This window comes from Streptomyces lincolnensis, from assembly GCF_001685355.1.
GTDB classification, from domain to species: domain Bacteria; phylum Actinomycetota; class Actinomycetes; order Streptomycetales; family Streptomycetaceae; genus Streptomyces; species Streptomyces lincolnensis.
This window is the reverse complement of the sequence record NZ_CP016438.1, coordinates 5,568,682-5,590,944: the sequence shown is the minus strand read 5'-3', so window position 1 is coordinate 5,590,944 and position 22,263 is coordinate 5,568,682. Positions and strand designations below refer to the sequence as shown.

General features: G+C 69.5%; 21 protein-coding genes. 11 read left to right on the top strand and 10 right to left on the bottom strand.

Annotated features, from left to right (window positions below):
• Positions 1 to 7: 7 nt before the first annotated feature.
• The 4 genes from nhaA to SLINC_RS49435 all read left to right on the top strand — a co-directional run bounded on the left by nhaA (position 8) and on the right by SLINC_RS49435 (position 3,354).
• Positions 8 to 1,444: a Na+/H+ antiporter NhaA gene (nhaA, locus tag SLINC_RS24980; RefSeq protein WP_067437291.1), complete on the top strand. Its 1,437-nt coding sequence runs from the start codon at positions 8 to 10 to the stop codon at positions 1,442 to 1,444.
• 61 nt (positions 1,445 to 1,505) lie between these two features.
• Positions 1,506 to 2,027, top strand: coding sequence for a phage holin family protein (locus SLINC_RS24975; protein ID WP_067437288.1), 522 nt, complete (start codon positions 1,506 to 1,508; stop codon positions 2,025 to 2,027).
• Positions 2,024 to 2,977 (top strand): alpha/beta fold hydrolase, encoded by a 954-nt coding sequence (locus SLINC_RS24970; RefSeq protein WP_067437285.1) that lies wholly within the window; start codon positions 2,024 to 2,026, stop codon positions 2,975 to 2,977. Before SLINC_RS24975 ends, SLINC_RS24970 begins: the two co-directional genes overlap by 4 nt.
• Positions 2,978 to 3,168: 191 nt before the next feature.
• Positions 3,169 to 3,354: a hypothetical protein gene (locus SLINC_RS49435; RefSeq protein ID WP_079164712.1), complete on the top strand. Its 186-nt coding sequence runs from the start codon at positions 3,169 to 3,171 to the stop codon at positions 3,352 to 3,354.
• A gap of 55 nt (positions 3,355 to 3,409) precedes the next feature.
• On the opposite strand, the gene SLINC_RS24965 is transcribed toward SLINC_RS49435, so the two are convergent.
• The 3 genes from SLINC_RS24965 to nth all read right to left on the bottom strand — a co-directional run bounded on the left by SLINC_RS24965 (position 3,410) and on the right by nth (position 6,554).
• Positions 3,410 to 4,609, bottom strand: a complete 1,200-nt coding sequence (locus SLINC_RS24965) for a MarP family serine protease (protein ID WP_067437281.1) — start codon at positions 4,607 to 4,609, stop codon at positions 3,410 to 3,412.
• 120 nt (positions 4,610 to 4,729) lie between these two features.
• Positions 4,730 to 5,425: an NUDIX hydrolase gene (locus SLINC_RS24960; protein WP_067445688.1), complete on the bottom strand. Its 696-nt coding sequence runs from the start codon at positions 5,423 to 5,425 to the stop codon at positions 4,730 to 4,732.
• Between the two features lie 88 nt (positions 5,426 to 5,513).
• The gene (gene nth, locus SLINC_RS24955; RefSeq protein ID WP_079164711.1) at positions 5,514 to 6,554 is read right to left on the bottom strand and encodes an endonuclease III; all 1,041 of its coding nucleotides are present in this window, start codon (positions 6,552 to 6,554) and stop codon (positions 5,514 to 5,516) included.
• Between the two features lie 250 nt (positions 6,555 to 6,804).
• On the opposite strand from nth, the gene SLINC_RS24950 reads away from it, so the two are divergent.
• Positions 6,805 to 7,479: a Crp/Fnr family transcriptional regulator gene (locus SLINC_RS24950; protein ID WP_015658871.1), complete on the top strand. Its 675-nt coding sequence runs from the start codon at positions 6,805 to 6,807 to the stop codon at positions 7,477 to 7,479.
• Between the two features lie 40 nt (positions 7,480 to 7,519).
• Here the strand turns inward: SLINC_RS24950 and SLINC_RS24945 are convergent, their stop codons facing one another.
• From SLINC_RS24945 to SLINC_RS47405, 4 genes are all read right to left on the bottom strand, one after another.
• The gene (locus SLINC_RS24945; protein WP_067437275.1) at positions 7,520 to 8,350 is read right to left on the bottom strand and encodes an MBL fold metallo-hydrolase; all 831 of its coding nucleotides are present in this window, start codon (positions 8,348 to 8,350) and stop codon (positions 7,520 to 7,522) included.
• Positions 8,347 to 9,228, bottom strand: coding sequence for an NUDIX hydrolase (locus tag SLINC_RS24940; protein WP_067437271.1), 882 nt, complete (start codon positions 9,226 to 9,228; stop codon positions 8,347 to 8,349). Before SLINC_RS24940 ends, SLINC_RS24945 begins: the two co-directional genes overlap by 4 nt.
• Positions 9,229 to 9,804: 576 nt before the next feature.
• On the bottom strand, positions 9,805 to 10,275 hold the full coding sequence (locus SLINC_RS24935) for a RidA family protein (RefSeq protein WP_067437268.1): 471 nt from the start codon (positions 10,273 to 10,275) through the stop codon (positions 9,805 to 9,807).
• Positions 10,272 to 10,433, bottom strand: coding sequence for a DUF4177 domain-containing protein (locus SLINC_RS47405; protein WP_107406664.1), 162 nt, complete (start codon positions 10,431 to 10,433; stop codon positions 10,272 to 10,274). The genes SLINC_RS24935 and SLINC_RS47405 overlap by 4 nt, the downstream gene beginning before the upstream one ends.
• Before the next feature lie 95 nt (positions 10,434 to 10,528).
• Here SLINC_RS47405 and bagA point away from each other — a divergent pair, with 95 nt between their 5' ends.
• Complete coding sequence (bagA, locus tag SLINC_RS24930; RefSeq protein ID WP_067437265.1) at positions 10,529 to 11,506, top strand: ATPase BagA; 978 nt, start codon at positions 10,529 to 10,531, stop codon at positions 11,504 to 11,506.
• On the top strand, positions 11,503 to 12,942 hold the full coding sequence (gene bagB, locus SLINC_RS24925; protein WP_079164710.1) for an ATPase BagB: 1,440 nt from the start codon (positions 11,503 to 11,505) through the stop codon (positions 12,940 to 12,942). Before bagA ends, bagB begins: the two co-directional genes overlap by 4 nt.
• A 141-nt stretch (positions 12,943 to 13,083) precedes the next feature.
• Here bagB and wblA read toward each other — a convergent pair whose 3' ends face one another.
• A complete protein-coding gene (gene wblA / locus SLINC_RS24920; protein WP_067033339.1) occupies positions 13,084 to 13,422 on the bottom strand; it encodes a transcriptional regulator WblA in 339 nt (112 codons plus the stop codon).
• A gap of 595 nt (positions 13,423 to 14,017) precedes the next feature.
• Between wblA and SLINC_RS24915 the strand changes: the two genes are divergently transcribed.
• Both SLINC_RS24915 and SLINC_RS24910 read left to right on the top strand, forming a co-directional pair.
• Positions 14,018 to 16,321, top strand: coding sequence for a transglycosylase domain-containing protein (locus tag SLINC_RS24915; protein WP_067437263.1), 2,304 nt, complete (start codon positions 14,018 to 14,020; stop codon positions 16,319 to 16,321).
• A gap of 180 nt (positions 16,322 to 16,501) precedes the next feature.
• Positions 16,502 to 16,906: a hypothetical protein gene (locus SLINC_RS24910; RefSeq protein WP_152039019.1), complete on the top strand. Its 405-nt coding sequence runs from the start codon at positions 16,502 to 16,504 to the stop codon at positions 16,904 to 16,906.
• A gap of 80 nt (positions 16,907 to 16,986) precedes the next feature.
• Here SLINC_RS24910 and SLINC_RS24905 read toward each other — a convergent pair whose 3' ends face one another.
• Positions 16,987 to 17,388, bottom strand: coding sequence for a hypothetical protein (locus SLINC_RS24905; RefSeq protein ID WP_067437257.1), 402 nt, complete (start codon positions 17,386 to 17,388; stop codon positions 16,987 to 16,989).
• A 31-nt stretch (positions 17,389 to 17,419) separates the two neighbouring features.
• Positions 17,420 to 17,836 carry a hypothetical protein gene (locus tag SLINC_RS24900; protein ID WP_152039018.1) on the bottom strand — a complete coding sequence of 139 codons (417 nt, stop codon included), beginning with the start codon at positions 17,834 to 17,836 and terminating at the stop codon, positions 17,420 to 17,422.
• 175 nt (positions 17,837 to 18,011) lie between these two features.
• On the opposite strand from SLINC_RS24900, the gene SLINC_RS24895 reads away from it, so the two are divergent.
• Together SLINC_RS24895 and SLINC_RS24890 are read left to right on the top strand one after the other, a co-directional pair.
• The gene (locus SLINC_RS24895; protein ID WP_067437250.1) at positions 18,012 to 18,230 is read left to right on the top strand and encodes a LuxR C-terminal-related transcriptional regulator; all 219 of its coding nucleotides are present in this window, start codon (positions 18,012 to 18,014) and stop codon (positions 18,228 to 18,230) included.
• A 113-nt stretch (positions 18,231 to 18,343) separates the two neighbouring features.
• On the top strand, positions 18,344 to 22,252 hold the full coding sequence (locus SLINC_RS24890; RefSeq protein WP_225988381.1) for a golvesin C-terminal-like domain-containing protein: 3,909 nt from the start codon (positions 18,344 to 18,346) through the stop codon (positions 22,250 to 22,252).
• Positions 22,253 to 22,263: the final 11 nt, after the last annotated feature.

Below are 22,263 nucleotides of genomic sequence, written 5' to 3'. Positions count from 1 at the left end.
CCCCCTCGTGCCCGCGCCCCGCACCACCCCCACCCGCAAGGTCTTCGGACGGCTGTCCCTGCCCGAGCGGAACTTCGTGGCGGACGCGCTGCGGACCGAGACGGTCGGTGGCGTACTACTGCTCCTCGCCGCCGTAACGGCGCTGGTCTGGGCGAACGTCCCGGCGGTGCGCGACAGTTACCAGAGCGTCAGCCACTTCCATCTGGGCCCCGAGGCGCTGGGACTGGACCTGTCGATCGCGCACTGGGCGGCCGACGGGCTCCTCGCGATCTTCTTCTTCGTCGCCGGTGTCGAGCTCAAGCGCGAACTGGTCGCGGGCGAACTGAAGGACCCCAAGGCGGCCGCACTGCCCGTGATCGCCGCACTGTGCGGGATGGCCGTACCGGCGCTGGTCTACGTGCTCACCAATGTCACCGGCGGCGGCTCGCTCCAGGGCTGGGCCGTCCCGACCGCCACCGACATCGCCTTCGCGCTGGCGGTGCTCGCCGTCATCGGTACGTCCCTGCCGAACGCCCTGCGCGCCTTCCTCCTCACCCTCGCCGTCGTCGACGACCTCTTCGCGATCCTGATCATCGCGGTCTTCTTCACCGCGGACCTCGACTTCTTCGCGCTGGGCGGGGCGGCGGTCGGCCTCGCCGTCTTCTGGCTGCTGCTGCGCAAGGGCGTACGCGGCTGGTACGTGTACGTCCCGCTCGCGCTCGTGATCTGGACGCTGATGTACAACAGCGGTGTCCACGCGACCATCGCGGGCGTCGCGATGGGCCTGATGCTGCGCTGCACCCGGCGCGAGGGCGAGGAGCACTCCCCCGGCGAGCACATCGAACATCTCGTACGGCCGTTGTCGGCGGGCTTGGCCGTACCGCTGTTCGCGCTGTTCAGCGCCGGTGTCTCCATCTCCGGGGGCGCGCTCGGGGACGTGTTCACCAAACCGGAGACGCTCGGGGTGGTCCTCGGGCTCGTCCTCGGCAAGGCGCTCGGCATCTTCGGCGGGACCTGGCTCACGGCCCGCTTCACCCGGGCATCGCTGAGCGAGGACCTGGAATGGGCGGACGTCTTCGCGGTGGCGACCCTGGCCGGCATCGGGTTCACCGTCTCGCTGCTCATCGGCGAGCTCGCCTTTGACGGCGACGCCGCCCTGACGGACGAGGTCAAGGCGGCCGTACTGACGGGCTCCCTCATCGCGGCCGTTCTGGCGACGGCTCTGCTGAAGATACGGAACGCCAAGTACCGCCGTCTGGTCGAGGCGGAGGAGCGCGACGACGACCGCAGCGGCGTGCCGGACATCTACGAGGAGGATGATCCGGCGTACCACCTGAGGATGGCCGAGATCTACGAGCACAAGGCCGCCGAGCACCGCCGGATCGCCGAACGGAAGGCCGCCGAGCGCGACCCGCTTGCCGAAGTGGCGGGCGGGGCAAGCGATGAGGACGACCGTCCGGCATGATCTGACGGGACGGTACAAAAGACAAGACCATACGCACTTGGTCGGAAGTAGGGAGACCGCGATGAGCGCACCCGACGGCAGCCCGGTCGGCGCCGAACGCAGTATCGGCCAGTTGTTCGCCTCGGCGACGACCGAGATGTCCGCACTGGTGCACGACGAGATCGCCCTGGCGAAGGCACAGCTCAAGCAGGACGTGAAGCGGGGCGCCACGAGCGGCGGCGCGTTCACCGTGGCGGGCGCGATCCTCGTGTTCTCCCTGCCGATGCTGAACTTCGCCCTGGCGTACGGCATCCAGGCCTGGACAGGCGGTCACAACGGCGAGGGCGGCTGGAACCTCGGCTGGTGCTTCCTGCTGTCCTTCGCGGCGAACGTCCTGATCGCCCTCCTCCTCGGCCTGATCGGCGTCGTCTTCGCCAAGAAGGCGAAGAAGGGCAAGGGCCCGCAGAAGGTCGCCGCCTCCATGAAGGAGACGGCGGGCGTCCTCCAGAACGCCAAGCCGCACCCGCGGTCCGACAACAAGGTGCTGGAGGAGCGGGTCCGGGACGCGAAGGCCATCGAGGCTGTGGCACGCTCGTCGTCATGACGGATCCCGCCACACCTTTGGCCCAGCCCGCTTCGGTCGTACGACCGGACGTCCTCCCGGGCGGGAGAAAGGTGACCCACCGGGAGGTCGCCGCCAACGGGGCGCGCTTCCACATCGCCGAGCTGGGCGACGGGCCGCTGGTGCTGCTGCTGCACGGCTTCCCGCAGTTCTGGTGGACCTGGCGGCACCAGCTCCCGGCACTCGCCGACGCGGGCTTCCGGGCCGTGGCCATGGACCTGCGCGGTGTCGGCGGCAGCGACCGCACTCCGCGCGGGTACGACCCGGCCAACCTCGCCCTCGACATCACCGGCGTGATCCGCTCCCTCGGCGAGCCGGACGCCGCGCTGGTCGGCCACGACCTGGGCGGCTATCTGGCGTGGACGGCGGCCGCGATGCGCCCGAAGCTCGTACGACGGCTCACCGTCGCCTCGATGCCGCACCCCCGGCGCTGGCGCTCGGCGATGCTCTCCGACGTCAAGCAGACGCGCGCCGGGTCCTACATCTGGGGGTTCCAGCGCCCCTGGGTGCCCGAGCGGCAGCTGACCGCGGACGACGGCGCGCTCGTCGCCCGTCTCATCCGGGACTGGTCGGGGCCGCGCCTGCCGGACGACGAGGCGGTGGAGACGTACCGCCGGGCGATCCTCATCCCGTCGACCGCGCACTGTTCGGTCGAGCCGTACCGCTGGATGGTCCGCTCCATGGCCCGTCCGGACGGCATCCAGTTCAACCGGCGGATGAAGCGCCCGGTGCGGGTGCCGACCCTCCATCTCCACGGCTCGCTCGACCCCGTGATGCGCACCCGCAGCGCGGCCGGCTCCGGGGAGTACGTCGAAGCGCCGTACCGCTGGCGGCTGTTCGACGGGCTCGGACACTTCCCGCACGAGGAGGACCCGGTCGCCTTCTCCACCGAGCTGATCAACTGGCTGAAGGACCCGGAACCCGACCGGTGACCGAACCCGACCAGTGACCGAATCCGACCGCTGATCGACCCGGTCGGTGACCGTTCCGCTGCGCCTGGTGCCCGACCCCGGTATTCCAACCCTGAACAGCTGTACTACGAACAGCCAATTGCCTGCCGCATAGGCCAATTGGGGGCCCTGGGGGTGGTTATCGACCTTGGGGCAGGGGCACACGTCGGGGTATGGGCTGGACGCACGACTACAGTGACGCAGCACGCAACCGACGCTCGGCCGGAGGCCTGAGCTCCCACCAACGAGGCGGTGCCCCGCAGCTTGCGGGCGGCACGGACCTCCGGGTGGGCATCCCGCGCATCCTGCGCCGCCGGGCCCGCTGGGTCTCGGTACGCCTGCGTCATCCCCGAGGCTGACGCGCCCCCCTTTTTTTCGCACCCCTCCTGAACCGCGGGTTCTTGAATCCGGGGTTCACAGTGCGCAGCTGTCGCTGTCCACCTGCTGGTTCGCGGTGCGCCCCTTGGCGATGTCCTGCTGGATCTCGTCCGCGGTGAGTGCGTAGCCCGTCTCGGCGCTGTCCAGGGACTTCGCGAAGACCACGCCGTACACCTTCCCGTCGGGGGTGAGCAGCGGGCCGCCGGAGTTGCCCTGGCGGACGGTCGCGTAGAGGGAGTACACATCGCGACGGACCGTGCCGCGGTGGTAGATGTCCGGACCGCTGGCCGTGATGCGCCCGCGCACGCGCGCGGCGCGCACGTCATATGCCCCGTTCTCCGGGAATCCCGCGACGATCGCGCCGTCGCCGCTGGCCGCGTCATCGGTGGTGAACCGCAGCGCGGGCGCGTCCAGATCGGGTACGTCGAGGACGGCGATGTCGCGCTGCCAGTCGTAGAGGACGACCGTGGCGTCGTACTTCCTGCCCTCTCCGCCTATCTGGACGGTGGGCTCGTCGACGCCGCCGACGACATGCGCGTTGGTCATGACGCGGCGGTCGCCGAAGACGAAGCCGGTGCCCTCCAGGACCTTGCCGCAGCTCTGGGCGGTGCCCATGACCTTGACGATGGAGCGCTGGGCGCGGGTGGCGACGGCGCTGTTCGCGAGAGCCGGGTCCGGGGGCTCGACCTCCTTGATCGGCTCGTTCGAGAACGGGCTGAAGACCTGGGGGAAGCCGTTCTGCGCGAGGACCGAGGTGAAGTCCTTGAACCAGGTGTCGGCCGCGGTGGGCAGCACCTCCTGCACGCCGAGCAGCAGCTTCGAGTTGCGGACCTCCTTGCCCAGGGTGGGCAACGTGGTCTGCGCGAGCGCGGAGCCGATCAGCCAGGCGACCAGGAGCATCGCGACGACGTTGACGAGGGCGCCGCCGGTGGCGTCCAGCGCGCGGGCCGGGGACCAGGTGATGTACCGGCGCAGTTTGTTGCCGAGATGGGTGGTCAGGGCCTGGCCGACGGAGGCGCAGACGATGACGACGACGACCGCGACGACGGCGGCGGTCGTGCCGACCTCGGCCTTGTCGGTCAGCGCGTCCCAGATGACGGGCAGCAGGTAGACCGCGACGAGGCCGCCGCCCAGGAAGCCGATCACCGACAGGATGCCGACGACGAAGCCCTGGCGATAGCCCACGATCGCGAACCACACGGCGGCGACCAGCAACAGGATGTCCAGCACGTTCACCGGTTCAAGCCTCGCCTCGTCACTTCACGCTCATCACAGGTCGGCCGGGAGTCCGATCCGCCGTGCAGCGGCAATCGGACACAGTGTCCCCCGGGAAGACACGGCACGAAGTTCACCCTGTCACGCACGCCAGTCGAGGGGGACATGGTTGTCCCGGTCCCAGGGACGCTCCCAGCCCGAGTAGTGGAGCAGGCGGTCGATGATTCCGGCGGTGAAGCCCCACACGAGGGCGGATTCGACCAGGAATGCCGGACCTCGGTGACCGCTGGGGTGAACGGTGGTGGCGCGGTTGCCGGGGTCCGTGAGATCGGACACGGGGACCGTGAAGACGCGGGCGGTCTCGTTCGGGTCGACGACGCCGACCGGGCTGGGCTCGCGCCACCAGCCCAGCACGGGGGTCACGACGAAGCCGCTGACCGGGATGTACAGCTTGGGCAGCACGCCGAAGAGCTGGACGCCGGACGGGTCGAGCCCGGTCTCCTCCTCGGCCTCGCGCAGAGCGGCCCGAAGCGGCCCGTCACCCTTCGGATCACCGTCCTCCGGGTCGAGGGCGCCTCCGGGGAAGGCGGGCTGGCCGGCGTGCGACCGCAGGGAGCTCGCCCGCTCCATGAGCAGCAGCTCGGGGCCGCACGCGCCCTCACCGAACAGGACCAGCACGGCGGACTGCCGCCCTGCCCCGTCCTCGGGCGGCAGGAAGCGGCTGAGCTGCAACGGCTCGACCGTCTCCACGGCGTGCACCACCGGATCCAGCCAGGCCGGCAGGCCCGCCTTGCTGAGCGTCACCGGCCCGCCCTGTGTCTTGCTCACGCGCGTCATCTCCACCCCCGTCGTCCTGCCCGGTCCAACGCCCGCCACCCCCGAGATCGTTCCTGTGAACGTACCCAACGGCGTGTCGCCGCGTGACTCATCCGGCGCCCAGCGGCGGAGCGGGTTTCCCGCCGGCGTCCAGATAGGCCTGCGGGGGCTTCAGACGCTGGCCCGGGAAGCCGCCCTTCTCGTACTTGAGGAGCTTGGCGGCTTTGTCCGGGTCCGTCTCGCCCTCGCCGTACGCCGGGCAGAGCGGGGCGATGGGGCAGGCGCCACAGGCGGGCTTGCGGGCGTGGCAGATACGGCGCCCGTGGAAGATCACGTGATGCGAGAGCATCGTCCAGTCGCTCTTGGGGAAGAGCGCCCCTATGGCGGCCTCGATCTTGTCGGGCTCGGTCTCGGTGGTCCACTGCCAGCGCCGCACCAGCCGCTGGAAGTGCGTGTCGACGGTGATGCCCGGCCGCCCGAAGGCGTTGCCGAGGACGACGAAGGCGGTCTTGCGCCCGACTCCGGGCAGCTTGACGAGGTCCTCAAGTCGCCCGGGGACCTCACCGCCGAAGTTCTCCACCAGGGCCTTCGACAGCCCTATGACCGACTTGGTCTTGGCGCGGAAGAACCCGGTGGGCCGCAGGATCTCCTCGACCTCCTCCGGGTCGGCGACGGCCAGGTCCTCCGGGGTGGGGTACTTGGCGAAGAGCGCGGGCGTCGTCTGATTGACCCTCAGGTCGGTGGTCTGGGCGGACAGGACCGTCGCGACGACCAGCTGGAAGGAGTTCTCGAAGTCCAACTCGGGGTGGGCGTACGGGTAGACCTCCGCGAGTTCGCGGTTGATACGGCGGGCTCGGCGGACGAGGGCGGTGTGCGACTCGCTCCTCGGGGACGCCACGGCGACGGGCTTGACCGGGGTCGCCTTCTTCACCGGGGCGGCGGCCTTCTTCGGAGCGACGACCGCCTTCTTCAACGCGGCGGCCTTCTTCACCACGGCCTTCTTCGCCGGAGTCTTCTTCGCCGAGGTCTGCTTCGCCGTGACCCTCTTCGCCGGACCGTCTTCCACCGCAGCCTTCTTTGTCGCTTTTGCCGTTTTCTTTCCGCCACCGGGGTCCTGTTCGCCCACAGCGGAATCTCGACGTACAACCACCCGTCCAGCCCCCTTGGCCTGTGCTCTCACCGGCGATTTGGACACCCGGCCAGCCTAGAGCCCGGCACTGACATCCGCCCCGGACCCCGAAGATCGGCCCCCAATTGGCCCCCTGCCGCTTACCCCGGCACAGGTGTGCGGCATCCTTGTGACAGATCACACTGTTTGGACCGTCCGGCAAAATGGGCACCGTGGTCCCCTGTACCAAGGGGAACAAGATCCCCTGAGCAGGTCGACAAGGAGAGAACTCGTGGACGACGTTCTGCGGCGCAACCCGCTCTTCGCGGCACTCGACGACGAGCAGTCCGCGGAACTGCGCGCCTCCATGAGTGAGGTGACTCTTGCGCGTGGCGACTCCCTCTTCCATGAGGGCGATCCGGGCGACCGGCTCTACGTCGTCACCGAGGGCAAGGTCAAGCTCCACCGCACATCCCCCGACGGGCGCGAGAACATGCTGGCCGTCGTCGGCCCCGGCGAACTCATCGGAGAGCTGTCCCTCTTCGACCCGGGCCCGCGCACGGCGACCGCCACCGCGCTGACCGAGGTCAAGCTGCTCGGCCTCGGCCACGGCGACCTCCAGCCCTGGCTGAACGCCCGCCCCGAGGTGGCCACCGCGCTGCTGCGCGCCGTCGCCCGCCGACTGCGCCGCACCAACGACGCGATGTCCGACCTCGTCTTCTCGGACGTCCCCGGCCGCGTGGCCCGCGCCCTGCTGGACCTCTCCCGCCGCTTCGGCGTGCAGTCCGAGGAGGGCATCCACGTCGTCCACGACCTCACCCAGGAGGAACTGGCCCAGTTGGTCGGCGCGTCCCGCGAGACGGTCAACAAGGCCCTCGCCGACTTCGCCCAGCGCGGTTGGCTCCGCCTGGAGGCGCGGGCCGTGATCCTGCTGGACGTCGAGCGGCTGGCCAAGCGGTCCCGCTGAGCGTCCTGGGGGCTGTCCTGCCGCCCCCGGGACGAGGTCGTCAGATGAGGCCGTGCTCCTCCAGGTACTCCACCTGTGCCCGCACCGACAGCTCCGCGGCGGGCCAGAGGGAGCGGTCCACGTCGTGGTACACGTGCGCCACGACCTCGGCGGACGTCCGGCAGCCGCCCTCCACGGCGGTCTCGACCTGGGCGAGGCGGTGCGCGCGGTGGGCGAGGTAGAACTCCACGGCGCCCTGGGCGTCCTCCAGGACGGGCCCGTGGCCCGGGAGCACGGTGTGCACGCCGTCGTCGACCGTGAGCGACCTGAGGCGCCGCAGTGAGTCCAGGTAGTCGCCGAGACGGCCGTCGGGGTGCGCCACGACCGTCGTACCGCGCCCCAGGATCGTGTCACCGGTCAGCACCGCCTGGTCCGCCGGCAGGTGGAAGCACAGGGAGTCGGCGGTGTGGCCGGGCGTCGGGACGACCCTCAGCTCCAGCCCGCCGACCTCCACCACGTCCCCGGCACCCAGCCCCTCGTCGCCCAGCCGCAGCGCGGGATCCAGCGCCCGCACCTTCGTGCCCGTCAGCTCGGCGAACCGGGCGGCGCCCTCGGCGTGGTCCGGATGCCCGTGCGTCAACAGGGTCAGGACGACGCGCCTGCCGGCCTTCTCCGCCGTATCGACGACATGCCGCAGATGCGCCTCGTCCAGCGGCCCCGGATCGACCACGACGGCCAGGTCCGCGTCGGGCTCGGCCAGGATCCAGGTGTTCGTCCCGTCCAGCGTCATCGCCGAGGCGTTGGGCGCGAGAACGTTGACGGCCCGCGGGGTGGCGGGGCCCGAGAGGACCCCGCCCCGTGGCTGGCCGGGCAGGGCTGCGGCGTCGGTCATGCGGAGGCTCCACCCGTCGGAGAATCGTTCGGGACGTGCTTGGTGAACTCGTCGTGGCCCGGCCAGGACAGAACGATCTCGTCGCCCTCCAGACGGGCCCGCGCCAGCACCGGCGTCAGATCACGCTCAGGGGCCGCGGCGAGCGCCTCAGCGGCCGTGGCGTACGGGATCAGCTGGCGCAGGGTCGCGATGGTGGGCGGCATCATCAGCAGGTCGCCCTCGTCGTACGACACCGCCGCCTCCCTCGGCCGGATCCACACCGTGCGATCGGCCTCCGTGGAGGCGTTGCGCGTGCGCTGCCCCTCCGGGAGCGCGGCCACGAAGAACCACGTGTCATAACGGCGCGGCTCGAACTCCGGCGTGATCCAGCGTGTCCAGGCCCCCAGGAGGTCCGAACGGAGCACCAGCCCTCGCCGGTCCAGAAACTCCGCGAAGGACAGCTCACGGCCGACCAGAGCGGCCCGATCGGCCTCCCAGTCCTCACCCGTCGTGTCCCCCACCACGGAGTCCGCCGCCGGGCCCGCGAGCAGGACCCCCGCCTCCTCGTACGTCTCCCGCACGGCCGCGCACACGATCGCCTGCGCCGTCGTCTCCTCCACACCCAGCCTCTTCGCCCACCACGCGCGCGTGGGGCCCGCCCAGCCGACGTGACGCTCGTCGTCCCGGGGATCCACTCCGCCGCCCGGATACGCGTACGCCCCTCCGGCGAAGGCCATGGACGCGCGTCTGCGCAGCATGTGCACGAGGGGGCCGCTCTCGCCGTCCTTCAGGAGCATCACCGTGGCCGCGCGCCTGGGGGCCGCCGGTGTGAGAGTCCCGCTCGCCAGGGCACGGATGCGGTCCGGCCACTCCGGGGGGTACCACTGCCCGTTTGCCATGGCCGGAGGCTAACTCCGCTTGGGGGGCCGTGTCAGGTTGTGTGTCGTGGGCGGGTGGGTGGGGGCTGGTCGCGCAGTTCCCCGCGCCCCTGGGGGAGCCGCAGTTGCCGTGGGGTGGACGTGCGGGTTTCGCCGTCTGGGGTGCCTTGTTCGGTCGTAGGGCGGCTGCGGGTCCGTCGTGGCTTGTCGCGCAGTTCCCCGCGCCCCTAAAAGAAGGCAAGCCGCGGTTGCCGTAGGGCAGGCCGTGCGGGTTTCGCCGTCTGGGGTGTCTTGTTCGGTCGTATGGCGGGTGCGGGTTCGTTGTGGCTGGTCGCGCAGTTCCCCGCGCCCCTTAGGTGGGACAGCCGCCGATGTTGAGAAGGCACCGTTCGCCGGGGCGTCTCAGCCGCCCACGGCGGTAAGGGGACGGGGCGGGGGGTGTCCGCCCGCAGCGGCCGGCGTCCAACACGCAGCACCTCTAGGAGACACAGCACCGCCGGACCGAGGACGGACACCCCCCGACCCGGCCCCGACCCACCACACAGCCCTGGGCGCTACAGACACCCCCACCGGACCCGCACAGCGCGCCGCGAGGCATCACGCCCCGGCCAGCTCCACCTGCACCTCGACCTCGACCGGCGCATCCAGCGGCAGCACAGCCACCCCCACCGCGCTGCGCGCGTGGACGCCCTTCTCGCCCAGCACCTCGGCGAGAAGCTCGCTCGCGCCGTTCACCACCCCCGGCTGCCCCGTGAAGTCGGAGGCCGAGGCGACGAACCCCACGACCTTCACAACACGAGCGATCCGGTCCAGATCACCGGCGACGGACTTCACTGCGGCCAGAGCGTTCAGCGCACACGTACGCGCCAGCGATTTGGCCTCCTCCGGCGTGACCTCCGCCCCCACCTTCCCGGTGACAGGCAGCTTGCCCTCCACCATCGGAAGCTGCCCGGCCGTGTACACGTACACCCCACTGAGCACGGCAGGCTGATACGCGGCAAGCGGAGGCACAACCTCCGGCAGCGTCAGCCCCAGCTCGGCCAGCCGCGCCTCGACCGCCCCGCTCACGCCTTCTCCCGCTTGAGGTAGGCGACGAGCTGCTCGGGGTTGTTCGGCCCGGGCACGACCTGCACGAGCTCCCACCCGTCCTCGCCCCAGGTGTCCAGAATCTGCTTCGTGGCGTGGACGAGCAGCGGCACGGTCGAGTATTCCCACTTCTTGGTCATGCGGCCGACTTTAGCCGCTGCCCACACCCACCCCACGCCCCCGTTATCCACAGCCTCCTGCTTAGCCCGGCCGCCAACTGGTTACGCTCGAATACGTGAGCAGGCTTCAGGTCGTCAGCGGCAAGGGCGGGACCGGAAAGACCACGGTCGCCGCGGCTCTCGCGTTGGCTCTCGCCACCGAGGGGAAGCGCACGCTTCTCGTCGAGGTGGAGGGCCGCCAGGGCATCGCGCAGCTCTTCGAAACGGAAGCGCTGCCTTATGAGGAGCGGAAGATCGCCGTCGCTCCCGGGGGCGGGGAGGTGTACGCACTGGCCATCGACCCCGAACTGGCCCTTCTGGACTACCTCCAGATGTTCTACAAGCTGGGCGGGGCCGGCAGGGCGCTCAAAAAGCTGGGTGCGATCGACTTCGCGACCACCATCGCCCCCGGCCTCAGGGACGTCCTCCTGACGGGCAAGGCGTGCGAGGCGGTCCGCCGAAAGGACAAGTCGGGCCGGTTCGCCTACGACTACGTGGTCATGGACGCACCCCCCACGGGCCGTATCACCCGCTTCCTGAACGTCAACGACGAGGTCGCGGGGCTCGCCAAGATCGGCCCGATACACAACCAGGCGCAGGCGGTCATGCGGGTGCTGAAGTCGTCCGAGACGGCCGTCCACCTGGTAACGCTCCTGGAGGAGATGCCCGTCCAGGAGACCGCGGACGGCATCGCCGAGCTACGGGCGGCCCGGCTCCCGGTGGGCCGGATCATGGTGAACATGGTGCGGCCGGAGGTGTTGGACGCGACCGATCTGGAACTCGTGCGGGGCACGGCTCGTTCCTCCCTCGCACAGTCCCTGTCCGCCGCGGGGCTCGGCGGGGCCCGGCGCGGTGGCCGGGCCGAGCGGCTGGTGGACCCGCTCCTCGTCCAGGCCGAGGAGTACGCCGAGCGGTACACCCTGGAGCACGAGCAGCGGGCCGTCCTGGGCGAGCTGGGCCTGCCGCTGCACGAACTGCCGCTGCTCGCCGAGGGCATGGACCTGGCGGGCCTGTACGAACTCGCCACCGAACTGCGGGAACAGGGGATGTCATGAGTCCGGACCCGACCCAGGAGACCCGCCAGACCACGGACAGCACCCGCCAACCCACCGACAACCCCCGCCACCCCCAGCACAGCACACGCGACACCACCGACAACCCCCGCCACCACCTCTCCCCCACCCGCACACTCGACCTCGACCCCCTGATCGACGACGCGAAGACCCGCATCGTGGTGTGCTGCGGCTCGGGCGGGGTCGGCAAGACGACCACCGCGGCGGCGCTGGGCCTCAGGGCAGCCGAGCGGGGCCGCAAGGTCGTCGTGCTCACCATCGACCCGGCCCGTCGGCTCGCCCAGTCGATGGGCATCGACTCGCTGGACAATGTGCCGCGCCGGGTGAAGGGCCTCGACGACTCCGCGAGCGGCGAACTGCACGCGATGATGCTCGACATGAAGCGCACGTTCGACGAGATCGTCGAGGCGCACGCGGACCGCGAGCGGGCGGCCGCGATCCTGGGCAACCCGTTCTACCAGTCACTCTCGGCGGGCTTCGCGGGCACGCAGGAGTACATGGCGATGGAGAAGCTCGGGCAGCTGCGAGCGCGCGACGAATGGGACCTGATCGTCGTCGACACACCGCCGTCCCGCTCCGCCCTCGACTTCCTGGACGCGCCGAAGCGGCTCGGATCCTTCCTCGACGGCCGGCTGATCCGGCTGCTGACCGCCCCGGCCAAGCTGGGCGGACGCGCGGGGATGAAGTTCCTGAACGTCGGGATGTCGATGATGACGGGCACCCTGGGCAAGCTGCTGGGCGGTCAGCTGCTCAAGGACGTGCAGACCTTCGTGGCCGCGATGGACACGACGTTCGGCGGATTCCGCACCCGGGCGGACGCGACGTACAAGCTGCTCCAGGCGCCCGGTACGGCGTTCCTGGTGGTGGCGGCGCCGGAGCGGGACGCGCTGCGGGAGGCCGCGTACTTCGTGGAGCGGCTGGCGGCGGAGGACATGCCGCTGGCGGGTCTGGTGCTCAACCGGGTCCACGGCAGCGGCGCCGCCCGGCTGTCGGCCGAGCGGGCACTCGCCGCCGCGGAAAATCTTGAAGAGCCCCGCATTGTCGATCAGGACGGCGGGAAAGCTGGACTTCGTAACTCTCCCGACACGTACGGCAGTTCAGAACCAGCCGCAGTCTCAGAATCTCCCGCGTCCGAGCCCGGTCCCACGTCCGAGCCCGCGTCCGAGCCCGACTCCCCCGTCGCCCCGGACCGCAGCGTCGAACAACTCACCGCAGGCCTGCTGAGGCTGCACGCCGACCGTATGCGACTGCTCTCCCGCGAGCAGCGCACGCGTGACCGCTTCACCGCGCTCCACCCGGAGGTGGCGGTGGCCGAAGTGGCCGCGCTGCCCGGCGATGTCCACGACCTCGCGGGACTGCGGGACATCGGTGACCGGCTCGCGGCGGGGCGTCCGGAACTGCCGGAGACCGACGCCTGAGCCGAGCCCACTGAACAGCTGAGCCCACTGAACAGCTGAGGCCTCTGAAGAACCGCGGCGGACACATGGGCCGAAGCCCCTGCCAGGGGCCTGGAGAGCCGTACTCCGGACCCCGCCGAACTCCGCCGTACCCCGGACCCCTCAGCTCACCGCCGCATAGTTCTCGTACACCTCGTCGTCATCGAGGGGCAGAATCCCGGCCCCCCGCTCGTATTCCGTGCGCGCGGTCTCCAGGAGTCGGCGCCATGAAGTGACAGTCGGCCGCCTGCGCAGCAGTGCGCGGCGCTCCCGCTCCGTCATCCCTCCCCACACGCCGAACTCGACGCGGTTGTCCAGCGCATCGGCCAGGCACTCCGTGCGCACCGGGCAGCCGGTACACACCGCCTTGGCCCTGTTCTGCGCTGCTCCCTGAACAAACAGTTCATCCGGATCGGTAGTGCGGCAGGCCGCCTGCGCACTCCAGTCGGTTACCCAGCCCATACCGGCGCCGTCCTCTCCCGAATCGAGGCTCCCCCACGGCGGCAGCGGCATATTCACCGCCGCCAGTTGAGGACGTTACGGAAGGTGGGCACAGCGCAACACCCCCTTCGGGCCCAATCTTGAATGGCCCGAACGGACTATGCGTAAGCGGCAGATCACCCGGGGGAGTGACCTGGCGACATGCGTGATTATCCCGGCAAACCGGGACAGTTGTGTTGCGTCACAACGGGCACCTGATGACACACGAGGCGGATTCGGACACGCCCCCACCAAAAAAGTTGGGGAACCTCCGGAACGATTCGGGGTCGCCGGACGTATTGATACGTGGCCCTACTGCTGTGACAGTTGAGAGCAGCTTAGGCCAAGGCCTTCACGCGTGTCCGGCGATTGAGAAGGTAGGCGGTCGACCTTGCCCTGCCTTGGACTCACCTTTGCCCTGCCTTCGCACAGCCGCCCAAACGGGCCGCGGGCCGGGCGGGCCGTGAGCCGGGCACGAGTGACGCAGACCACGTCCGACGTCACGATCCCGGTACGGGAACCTCCCGAGGACCCTCGCTCCTTCGGAACGTTCATGACTACGGATTAGGCTGCCCTCATGCCAAACAAGCGCTCGGGCGGAGGCCTGTCCTCCACGCAGCAGGCCGCCAAGTTCCTCGGTGTCAGTGTGCTCGCGGGAGCCGTGATGGCCGGCATCGCCCTGCCCGCGGCCGGGGCACTCGGCCTCGCGGCCAAGGGATCGGTGGAGAGCTTCGACGAGCTCCCGGCCAACCTCAAGACGCCCCCGCTGAGCCAGCGCACCACGATCCTCGACGCCAAGGGCGGCCAGATCGCCACGGTCTACTCGCGTGACCGCACGGTGGTCGGCCTCAAGGACGTCTCGCCGTACATGCAGAAGGCGATCGTCGCGATCGAGGACTCGCGCTTCTACCAGCACGGCGCGATCGACCTGAAGGGCGTCCTGCGGGCGCTCAACAAGAACGCGCAGAGCGGCGGGGTCGCGGAGGGCGCCTCGACGCTCACCCAGCAGTACGTGAAGAACGTCTTCGTGGAGGAGGCCGGCGACGACCCGACGAAGGTCGCGCAGGCCACCCAGCAGACCCTCGGCCGCAAGATCAAGGAGCTGAAGTACGCGATCCAGGTCGAGGAGGAGCTCGGCAAGAAGAGGATCCTCGAGAACTACCTGAACATCACGTTCTTCGGCCAGCAGGCCTACGGCGTCGAGGCGGCCGCCCAGCGCTATTTCTCCAAGCACGCCAAGGACCTCACCCTCGCCGAGTCGGCGCTGCTCGCGGGCATCGTCCAGTCGCCCAGCCGGTACGACCCGGTCAACGACGAGGCGGAGGCCACCAAGCGGCGCAACATCGTGCTCCAGCGCATGGCCGAGGTCGGTGACGTCTCCCGGACCGAGGCCGCCGAGGCGACGAAGCAGCCGCTGGGCCTGAAGGTGAGCCAGCCCCGCAACGGCTGCATCACGGCCGTCCAGGGCGCCAGCTTCTTCTGCAAGTACGTCGAGCGCGTCTTCAAGAGCAACCCGGTCTTCGGCAAGACCAAGGAGGACCGGGCGAAGATCTGGAACCAGGGCGGTCTGACGATCCGTACGACGCTCGACCCGCAGTCGCAGAACTCGGTCGAGGAGTCCCTCAAGGACCACGTCTACAAGGACGACAAGGTCGCCGCGGCGTCCACGCTCGTCGAGCCCGGCACCGGCAAGATCCTCGCGATGGGCCAGTCGAAGCCGTACGGCTACGGAAAGAACGAGACCGAGTACAACTTCTCGGTCGACGCGGCCTACGGCGGCTCCAACTTCGGCTTCCCGACCGGTTCGACGTTCAAGCCCTTCGTGGCGGCGGCCGCGCTGGAGGAGGGCCGGCCGGCGTCGCAGGAGTACTCGTCGCCGTACCAGATGCAGTACCCGAGCCCGGTCCAGACGTGCGACAGCTCGCCGTGGGTGAACACCCGCCAGGAGAAGCTGGAGAACGAGGCCGACTCGGAGAAGGGCCCGTACCGGCTCCAGAAGGCCATGGAGCTGTCGGTCAACACCTACTTCGTGCAGATGATCTCCGACATCGGGCTGTGCCCGGTCATGAAGATGACCGACGGCCTGCATGTGCGGCAGGGCAACGGCGACAAGCTGCCCGAGACGCCCTCGATCGCGCTGGGCGCGATCGGCCTCTCCCCGCTGACGATGGCCAACGCGTACGCGACCTTCGCCGCCCGCGGCATGTACTGCTCCCCGGTCGCCATCGAGTCGATCACGCGGAAGGCCGGGGACGAGCGGAAGTCGCTGGAGGTGCCGAAGTCGACGTGCTCGCGGGCGATGAGCGAGAAGACCGCGGACACGATCAACACGCTCCTGCGCGGTGTGGTCGACTCCGGTACCGGTAAGGAGGCGGGTCTGACGGACGGCCGCCAGAGCGCCGGCAAGACCGGTACCACCGACTCCCGCAAGAACGCCTGGTTCGTCGGCTACACGCCGAACATCTCGGGCGCGGTCTGGGTCGGCAGCGCCATGCAGAACGTCGAGATGACCGACATCCGCATCGGCGGCGTCTACCACGGCGAGGTCTACGGCGGTGACACCCCCGGTCCGATCTGGCGTGACGCCGTCAGCGGCGCCCTGGAGGGCAAGCCGGTGGAGACCTTCAACATCGTCCCCATCCCGAACCCCAACCCCAACCCCGACAACGGCCGCGGCGACGGCAACGGGAACGGCAATGGGAACGGAAACGGGAACGGCGACAACGACGGGGACAACGGCGACAACGGCGGCCAGGCCGACGGTGGCACCGACGGCGGCGGGAACGGCGGCACCTTCCCGAACCCGACCTTCTCCATCCCGGAGAACTGGTTCCAGGGCCAGACCGGGGGCAACAACGGCAACAACGGCGGGCGGGGCTGACGCAGGGACCGTCCAGGGCCGCTGAACGCGTACGGCGATCTCCTCGCCGGCGTTCGGCGGCCCTGGCGTATTCGCGCCAGTTGGCCGACAAGGACCCTCTCCGCGCGGCGGCCCGTGCCATATTCACGTGCGCCCCGCTCAGGGGCGCTGACCGTTGTCCCCGTCCACAAGGAAGCGACCGTGCGCCGAACAGCCAGAATCGCCACCACTCTTGCCGCCCTGAGCACCGTGGTCGGCCTCACCTCGTCCTCCGCCCAGGCCGACAACGCGAACGCGGGCATCTACACGGGCTGGAACCAGGTCGGCTACTGCGAGTTCCGGCCCTACGGCGAGCACCTCATCATCAAGGACCTGGACGCCGACGGGCACTCCATCGTCGCGCAGCTCAGCGTCGAGGGGTACGGGACGTACTACTACTGGAACAGCGAAGGCAACGGCACCACCCGTGACAAGGACCTCGAGTTCGCCGAGGACCACCATGTGACCCTGCGCTGCTACGTCGGCGACTGGAAGGGCTCCCCCACCGAGGGGATCATCTGGGACAGCTACGACAAGATGAACGAGTTCGCCCGCACCTGGACGTGACACGACTGACGTGACAGAACAGTCGTGACACGGCAGGGGCCCGGCATGTGCCGGGCCCCTGCCACGTGACCCTGGTGCCGTCAGGCGATCCCGTCGGCCGGGCTGCCGCACGAGCTCCAGATCACCTTCTTGTCGCCGTACTCACCCACGCATCCCGTGAGGACGACAGGGGTGCCCTCCTTGATTTCCAGGTCGTAGAGCAATCCCGTGCCCTTGCCCTTGTAGTTCCACAGCGTGTAGCTCTCGAACGTGCCGCCGTGAACGTCGTTGTGGACGTCGACAATGGCGACCGCCGAATGCCCGTCGCCTTCGTGGTCGAGGATGTTCACCTTTTCCCCGTCGGCGGTGAAGGACACCATGGACGCGTAGTAGTTCTTGGCGCTGGTGTGGCAGTCCCGCCCAGCCCAGGCATTGGTGCTCATCATGGCCGTGACCGCGGCCGCGGTGCCCACCGTGAACAGAGCCCTCTGATACCGACGCATTTTCTCCTCCTTGGACAATTCAGCGGACAGGTCAGGCGGTCGGATAGGCGATGGTGCAGTTGAGCCAATTGCCGTCATCGGTCTGGCAGACCTTGAGGGCCAGCGTCTGCCCCTCGGTGATGTCGGGCAGCGGCACCTCCACCACGGTTCCCCCGCCCTTGGTGTTGGCCCACCAGCGCGACAGGGCGCCGATCTCCACGACGATCCCGCGGCCGTCCGCCTTGTGGTCACGCAGGTACAGGTGCTCCCCGTGGGCCACGAACACGGCCTCGCTGACCAGGACGTTCCTCTCGTCGCGGAAGCTGACCGTGCAGTCGTCACCGCCCGCGTCGTTGCTCGACGCGTTGCAGTGGACGTATCCGTCGTCCGCCTGGGCGGCTCCCGGGGCGCCCAGCAGAAGCGCCAGCGCGGCAGGGAGGCCGACCAAGGCCTTTTTGACCATATGCATGCGGTGACCCTAGGGGCGACCGCATGTTTCAGGTCAGCCGAACAGCCGGTTTGGCGTGATCACGCCACCTACCTTGCACCGTATTGGCCAACTTGGCGAGATTTATTCTGCTTCCGCTTTCCTCGAATTTTTCATAAGGTGTACACAATGTGATGGGACCGTTTGACGGGGGCGCATGACATTGCCTGAGGTGCTGGAGATAACTGAAATCGAGAGCAAGATCCTCAATATGATGTATTCAGGTCTTGACGACGCGACAATTGCCCGGCGTCTGAATATGGGGTATCGCACGGTACAACGCCGAGTACAGGGCCTGATGCTTCGGGTGGGGGCCACGGGACGGGTCGCCCTGGGCGCCAGGGCCCAGGAACTCGGACTGCTGGAAATCGGCTGACGGCGTATTCACGCCAGCTGCACCGACACGGATCTGCCCGGCTGGGGCGCATGGCACATTTGCCTGCGCCCCATTGCCGTAGAAAAGCTCTTTCCCACTTCAGGAGAAGCTGGATGAGACGCAGAGTCCGTAAGAGATGGTCGGCCGCGGCGATCACGGCCGTGACAGTCGCCCTGCTGCCGTCGGGACCCGCCTGGGCCGCCTCCGCCGCCGCAGACGCCGACCCGGCGGTGTCCGCACCGGGCGAGCCCGCGAGGGCCGGTCAGGATCCGGCCCCGCCCGGTCCGGCGCAGACCCATCCGCCGAAGGTGGAACGGCCCGACAGCACGCTGCCCAAGGACTGGCGCACCTCGAAGGACCGGGCCGTCACCGTGGTCGGCGACTCCCGGGGCCTGCACGTCCTGGTCGCCGACAGTGCCAAGGCGTACCAGTGGCGCGAGGTCGCCGCGCTGCGGGAGGACGGGTTCGAGGCCGACGCCTGGATCGGCAACGTGTGTGTGACCGGCTCGGGCAAGCGGGCCGTAGTCGCGTACGCGCCCCGGGCGTTCACCAACACGCCGGCGCTCTTCGACCGCGGGGCGTTCGCCGCGGTGGTGGACCTCGGCACGCAGAAGGTGACCAAGCTGCGCGAGCAGGTCTCGCTCGCCTACTTCAACCCCGGCTGCGGGACCGGCGAGACGGCGGTGCTGACCCAGGCCGCCGACGAGGAGGCCGGCCAGACCCGGCTGCTGCGGCTGAACACCGCCACCGGCAAGGTGAGCGCCCCGGTGACCGTGCCGGGCCAGGCGACCTCGGCCGTCCCGGTCGGTGACACCATGGTCGCCGCCGTCGGCAACCGGCTCACCCGCATAGGCGCCGACGGCTCCCGCACGCTCCTGGCGAAGACCTCGGGCCCCGCCTTCCATCTGCACCCCGACGCCGAGGGCGGCCTCGCCTTCCTCGACCGCAAGGACGACGACGTCACCGTCCGCCGCGCCCAGGGCGGCAAGCTGACCGCGCTCGCGCACGGCGCCCTCGGCAAGGTCGGCCTGTCCGCCGGTACGGCGGGCCGGCTGTTCCTCACCGGCAAGCCCGAGGACGTGGCCCCCCTGCCGGACACCGTGGACAGGTTGCCGGCCGACGTCGGTGCCGAGGTCTCCTCCCACGGCCGGCTGGTCGTCGAACGGGCCGTGTCCACGGGGCTGCGCTCCCACGTGACCAACCCGCTCGCGACCACCGCGGAGGCCGACAGCCTGCCGTACACCGTGGAGGCCACCGTGCCCGCGACCGGCAAGGACGTGGACTTCACGGTGGCGCCGGACACCACGCCCGCGGCGGAACGGCTCTCGCCCGCCCTCAAGTCGGCGGCCGCTTCCGAGCCGGCGGCCACGACCGGCTCCTCGCTCGCCGCTGCCGACTCCTCGAACACCACCTACGACCCCGAGCGGACCTGCTCCATCCCCCGCAACGACCCCAACCAGCAGGCCCTCCAGCCCACCCCCAACCAGGTCGAGTGGGCCGTCGACATGGCGATCCGGGGGAACCTCACCAGCGGCTACATCAGCCAGGGCGGCTGGCGCTCGCACGCGGGGCTCGGTACGGCGGTCTCACCGTCCACGATGTTCCCCATCCCGGCGCTCAAGGGCGCGGCGGCGGGGTCCCGGATCCCGGCGCAGGTGCTGCTCGGCGTGCTGGCGCAGGAGTCCAACATGTGGCAGGCGTCCTTCCACTCCCTGCCCGGCCAGACCGGCAACCCGATCATCGGCAACTTCTACGGCACCAACATCTACCCCGGCACGACCGGCTACGACCCCGAGAAGATCTGGACGATCGACTGGGCCGACGCGGACTGCGGCTACGGCATGGGGCAGCAGACCGACGGGATGAGCAGCTCCTCGCGCCAGCAGCCCGGCAAGCCGCCCGCGTTCCCCGAGGCCCAGCAGCGCGCGATCGCGCTCGACTACACGGCGAACGTCGCCGTGGCCGCGCAGACGCTCGCGAAGAAGTGGAACGAGCTGCACACCACCGGCCAGACCGTCCGGGTCAACGACGACGACCCGCGGAACATCGAGAACTGGTTCGCCGCGGTCTGGAACTACAACCTGGGCTTCAACACCCCCGACTCCACCGGGAAATGGGGCCTGGGCTGGCTGAACAACCCGGCCAACCCCAAGTACCCGGCCGACCGTAACGCCTTCCTCGACAACAACAGCTACGCGGACGCCGCCCACCCGCAGGACTGGCCGTACCCGGAGAAGGTGATGGGCTGGGCCGCCTACCCCATCGACACCGGCCGCTCCTACAACGACTCCGGAGTGCAGGACAGCGGCAACACCCACGGCTACCAGGCCGCCTGGTGGAACGACCCGGGCTACCGGACGCTCGCCATCAAGCCGCCGCTGGGCGCCTTCTGCAACTCCACCAACGGCTGTGACGCCACCAACCCGCCGGTGTGCACCACCGAGGCCTGCTACAAGCAGTACTGGTACGACGGTGACGCCAAGTGGGCCTCGTGCAGCGGGACCTGCGGCTTCGAGACACTGACGTACAAGACACTGCGGTCCGAACTCGGCCGCGGCAACAGCGGGATGCCCGAGTGCGGGATCGGCGGACTGCCCTCGGGGGCCGGCTCCAGCGCGATCATCGTGGACGACGTCGCCGACGGCGTCGGCACCTTCCGCTCCGACTGCACCAAGTCCTACATCAGCAACGGCTCACTGACCTGGGACTTCGCCTCCAACAACGGTACCTACGAGGGCAAGGAGGACCTGCATCAGGTCGGCGGCGGCCTCGGCGCGCACTTCTGGTTCGCGCACACCCGCAACGCCGAACACCGCATCACCCAGATGAAGGTCACCGGCACCTGGAAGCTCGGCCGCAGCCTCGACCAGTGGGCGCGTGTCCTCGTCCATCTGCCGTCCACGGGCGCGGAGAGCCAGCAGGCGCACTACACGGTCGACCTCGGCAACGGCACCTCCCGCGAGCGCTATCTCAACCAGAAGTCCAAGAAGAACCAGTGGGTCGAGCTGGGCACGTACCGGTTCAAGGGCACGCCCTCCGTCAGCCTGGACAACGAGTCCGCGGACGGCACGGCGGACAACGACGTCGCCTGGGACGCCATCGCCTTCCAGCCGCTGTCGGCCAAGCCGAAGATGGTCGTCGCGCTCGGCGACTCGTACACCTCCGGTGAGGGCGCCGGCTCCTACGCCACCGCCTCCGACCTGGACAACGGCAAGCCCACCTGGAACGCCTGCCGGCGCAGCGCCAACTCCTGGGCCCGCAAGACGACCTTCCCGGGCTTCTCCGACACCATCGGCAACCTGGCCGACACCGCCGCCGGCTCGCTCGACTTCCAGGACGTCTCCTGCTCCGGCGCCCACACCTGGCAGCTGATGCCGGGCACCCCGACGAGCGACGGGAAGGAGACCTGGGGATTCGACGGCAACTTCCACGAGAAGTTCCAGATCGAGTCCGGCGTGCTCAGCGACGACACCGACGTGGTGGCCCTCACCGTCGGCGGCAACGACGCCGGGTTCCCGGCCGTGATGCAGAGCTGCGCCACGACCGGCTGTCCGGCTGACGCCGACGTCAGGGCGGACATCGACGCCACGATGCCCGAGGTCGAGAAGGTGCTGCGGGAGATCCACAGCGTGGCGGGCAAGGCCAAGATCGTGCTGCTCGGCTACCCCCGGCTCTTCAACGAGAACGTCACGCTGTGCGTCAGCGGCGTCGGCGGGGCCGGCATGATCCGGATCAACAACATGGGCGAGTACATGGAGTCCAAGCAGCAGGCCCTGGTGGCCTCCCTCAAGTCCCAGGGGCTCCCGGTCAGTTTCGAGTCCCCCGACAGTGACTTCGAGGGCAAGCGCGCCTGCGACGACAACGAGGGCATCAACAAGATCGTGACCGCCCCGGAGGGAGACGGCGACTTCCGCTGCGAGGTCGGCGGCACCTGGTGCGTCAGCCGCGAGAGCTACCATCCGAACAACACGGGTACGTCGGCGTACTCGGCGGCCTTCCGCCGCGCGCTCGGCAAGCTGTAGCCGGCCGGGCA

What these genes read in the sequence shown, in the direction of transcription:
- SLINC_RS47405 (WP_107406664.1), bottom strand. Translation starts at nt 10,433, where the DNA reads ATGACCAAGAAGTGGGAATACTCGACCGTGCCGCTGCTCGTCCACGCC.
- SLINC_RS24905 (WP_067437257.1), bottom strand. Translation starts at nt 17,388, where the DNA reads ATGCGTCGGTATCAGAGGGCTCTGTTCACGGTGGGCACCGCGGCCGCG.
- SLINC_RS24940 (WP_067437271.1), bottom strand. Translation starts at nt 9,228, where the DNA reads ATGGCAAACGGGCAGTGGTACCCCCCGGAGTGGCCGGACCGCATCCGT.
- SLINC_RS24945 (WP_067437275.1), bottom strand. Translation starts at nt 8,350, where the DNA reads ATGACCGACGCCGCAGCCCTGCCCGGCCAGCCACGGGGCGGGGTCCTC.
- SLINC_RS24900 (WP_152039018.1), bottom strand. Translation starts at nt 17,836, where the DNA reads ATGCATATGGTCAAAAAGGCCTTGGTCGGCCTCCCTGCCGCGCTGGCG.
- SLINC_RS24975 (WP_067437288.1), top strand. Translation starts at nt 1,506, where the DNA reads ATGAGCGCACCCGACGGCAGCCCGGTCGGCGCCGAACGCAGTATCGGC.
- SLINC_RS24915 (WP_067437263.1), top strand. Translation starts at nt 14,018, where the DNA reads ATGCCAAACAAGCGCTCGGGCGGAGGCCTGTCCTCCACGCAGCAGGCC.
- SLINC_RS24895 (WP_067437250.1), top strand. Translation starts at nt 18,012, where the DNA reads ATGACATTGCCTGAGGTGCTGGAGATAACTGAAATCGAGAGCAAGATC.
- bagB (WP_079164710.1), top strand. Translation starts at nt 11,503, where the DNA reads ATGAGTCCGGACCCGACCCAGGAGACCCGCCAGACCACGGACAGCACC.
- wblA (WP_067033339.1), bottom strand. Translation starts at nt 13,422, where the DNA reads ATGGGCTGGGTAACCGACTGGAGTGCGCAGGCGGCCTGCCGCACTACC.
- SLINC_RS24970 (WP_067437285.1), top strand. Translation starts at nt 2,024, where the DNA reads ATGACGGATCCCGCCACACCTTTGGCCCAGCCCGCTTCGGTCGTACGA.
- SLINC_RS24960 (WP_067445688.1), bottom strand. Translation starts at nt 5,425, where the DNA reads ATGACGCGCGTGAGCAAGACACAGGGCGGGCCGGTGACGCTCAGCAAG.
- SLINC_RS49435 (WP_079164712.1), top strand. Translation starts at nt 3,169, where the DNA reads ATGGGCTGGACGCACGACTACAGTGACGCAGCACGCAACCGACGCTCG.
- SLINC_RS24890 (WP_225988381.1), top strand. Translation starts at nt 18,344, where the DNA reads ATGAGACGCAGAGTCCGTAAGAGATGGTCGGCCGCGGCGATCACGGCC.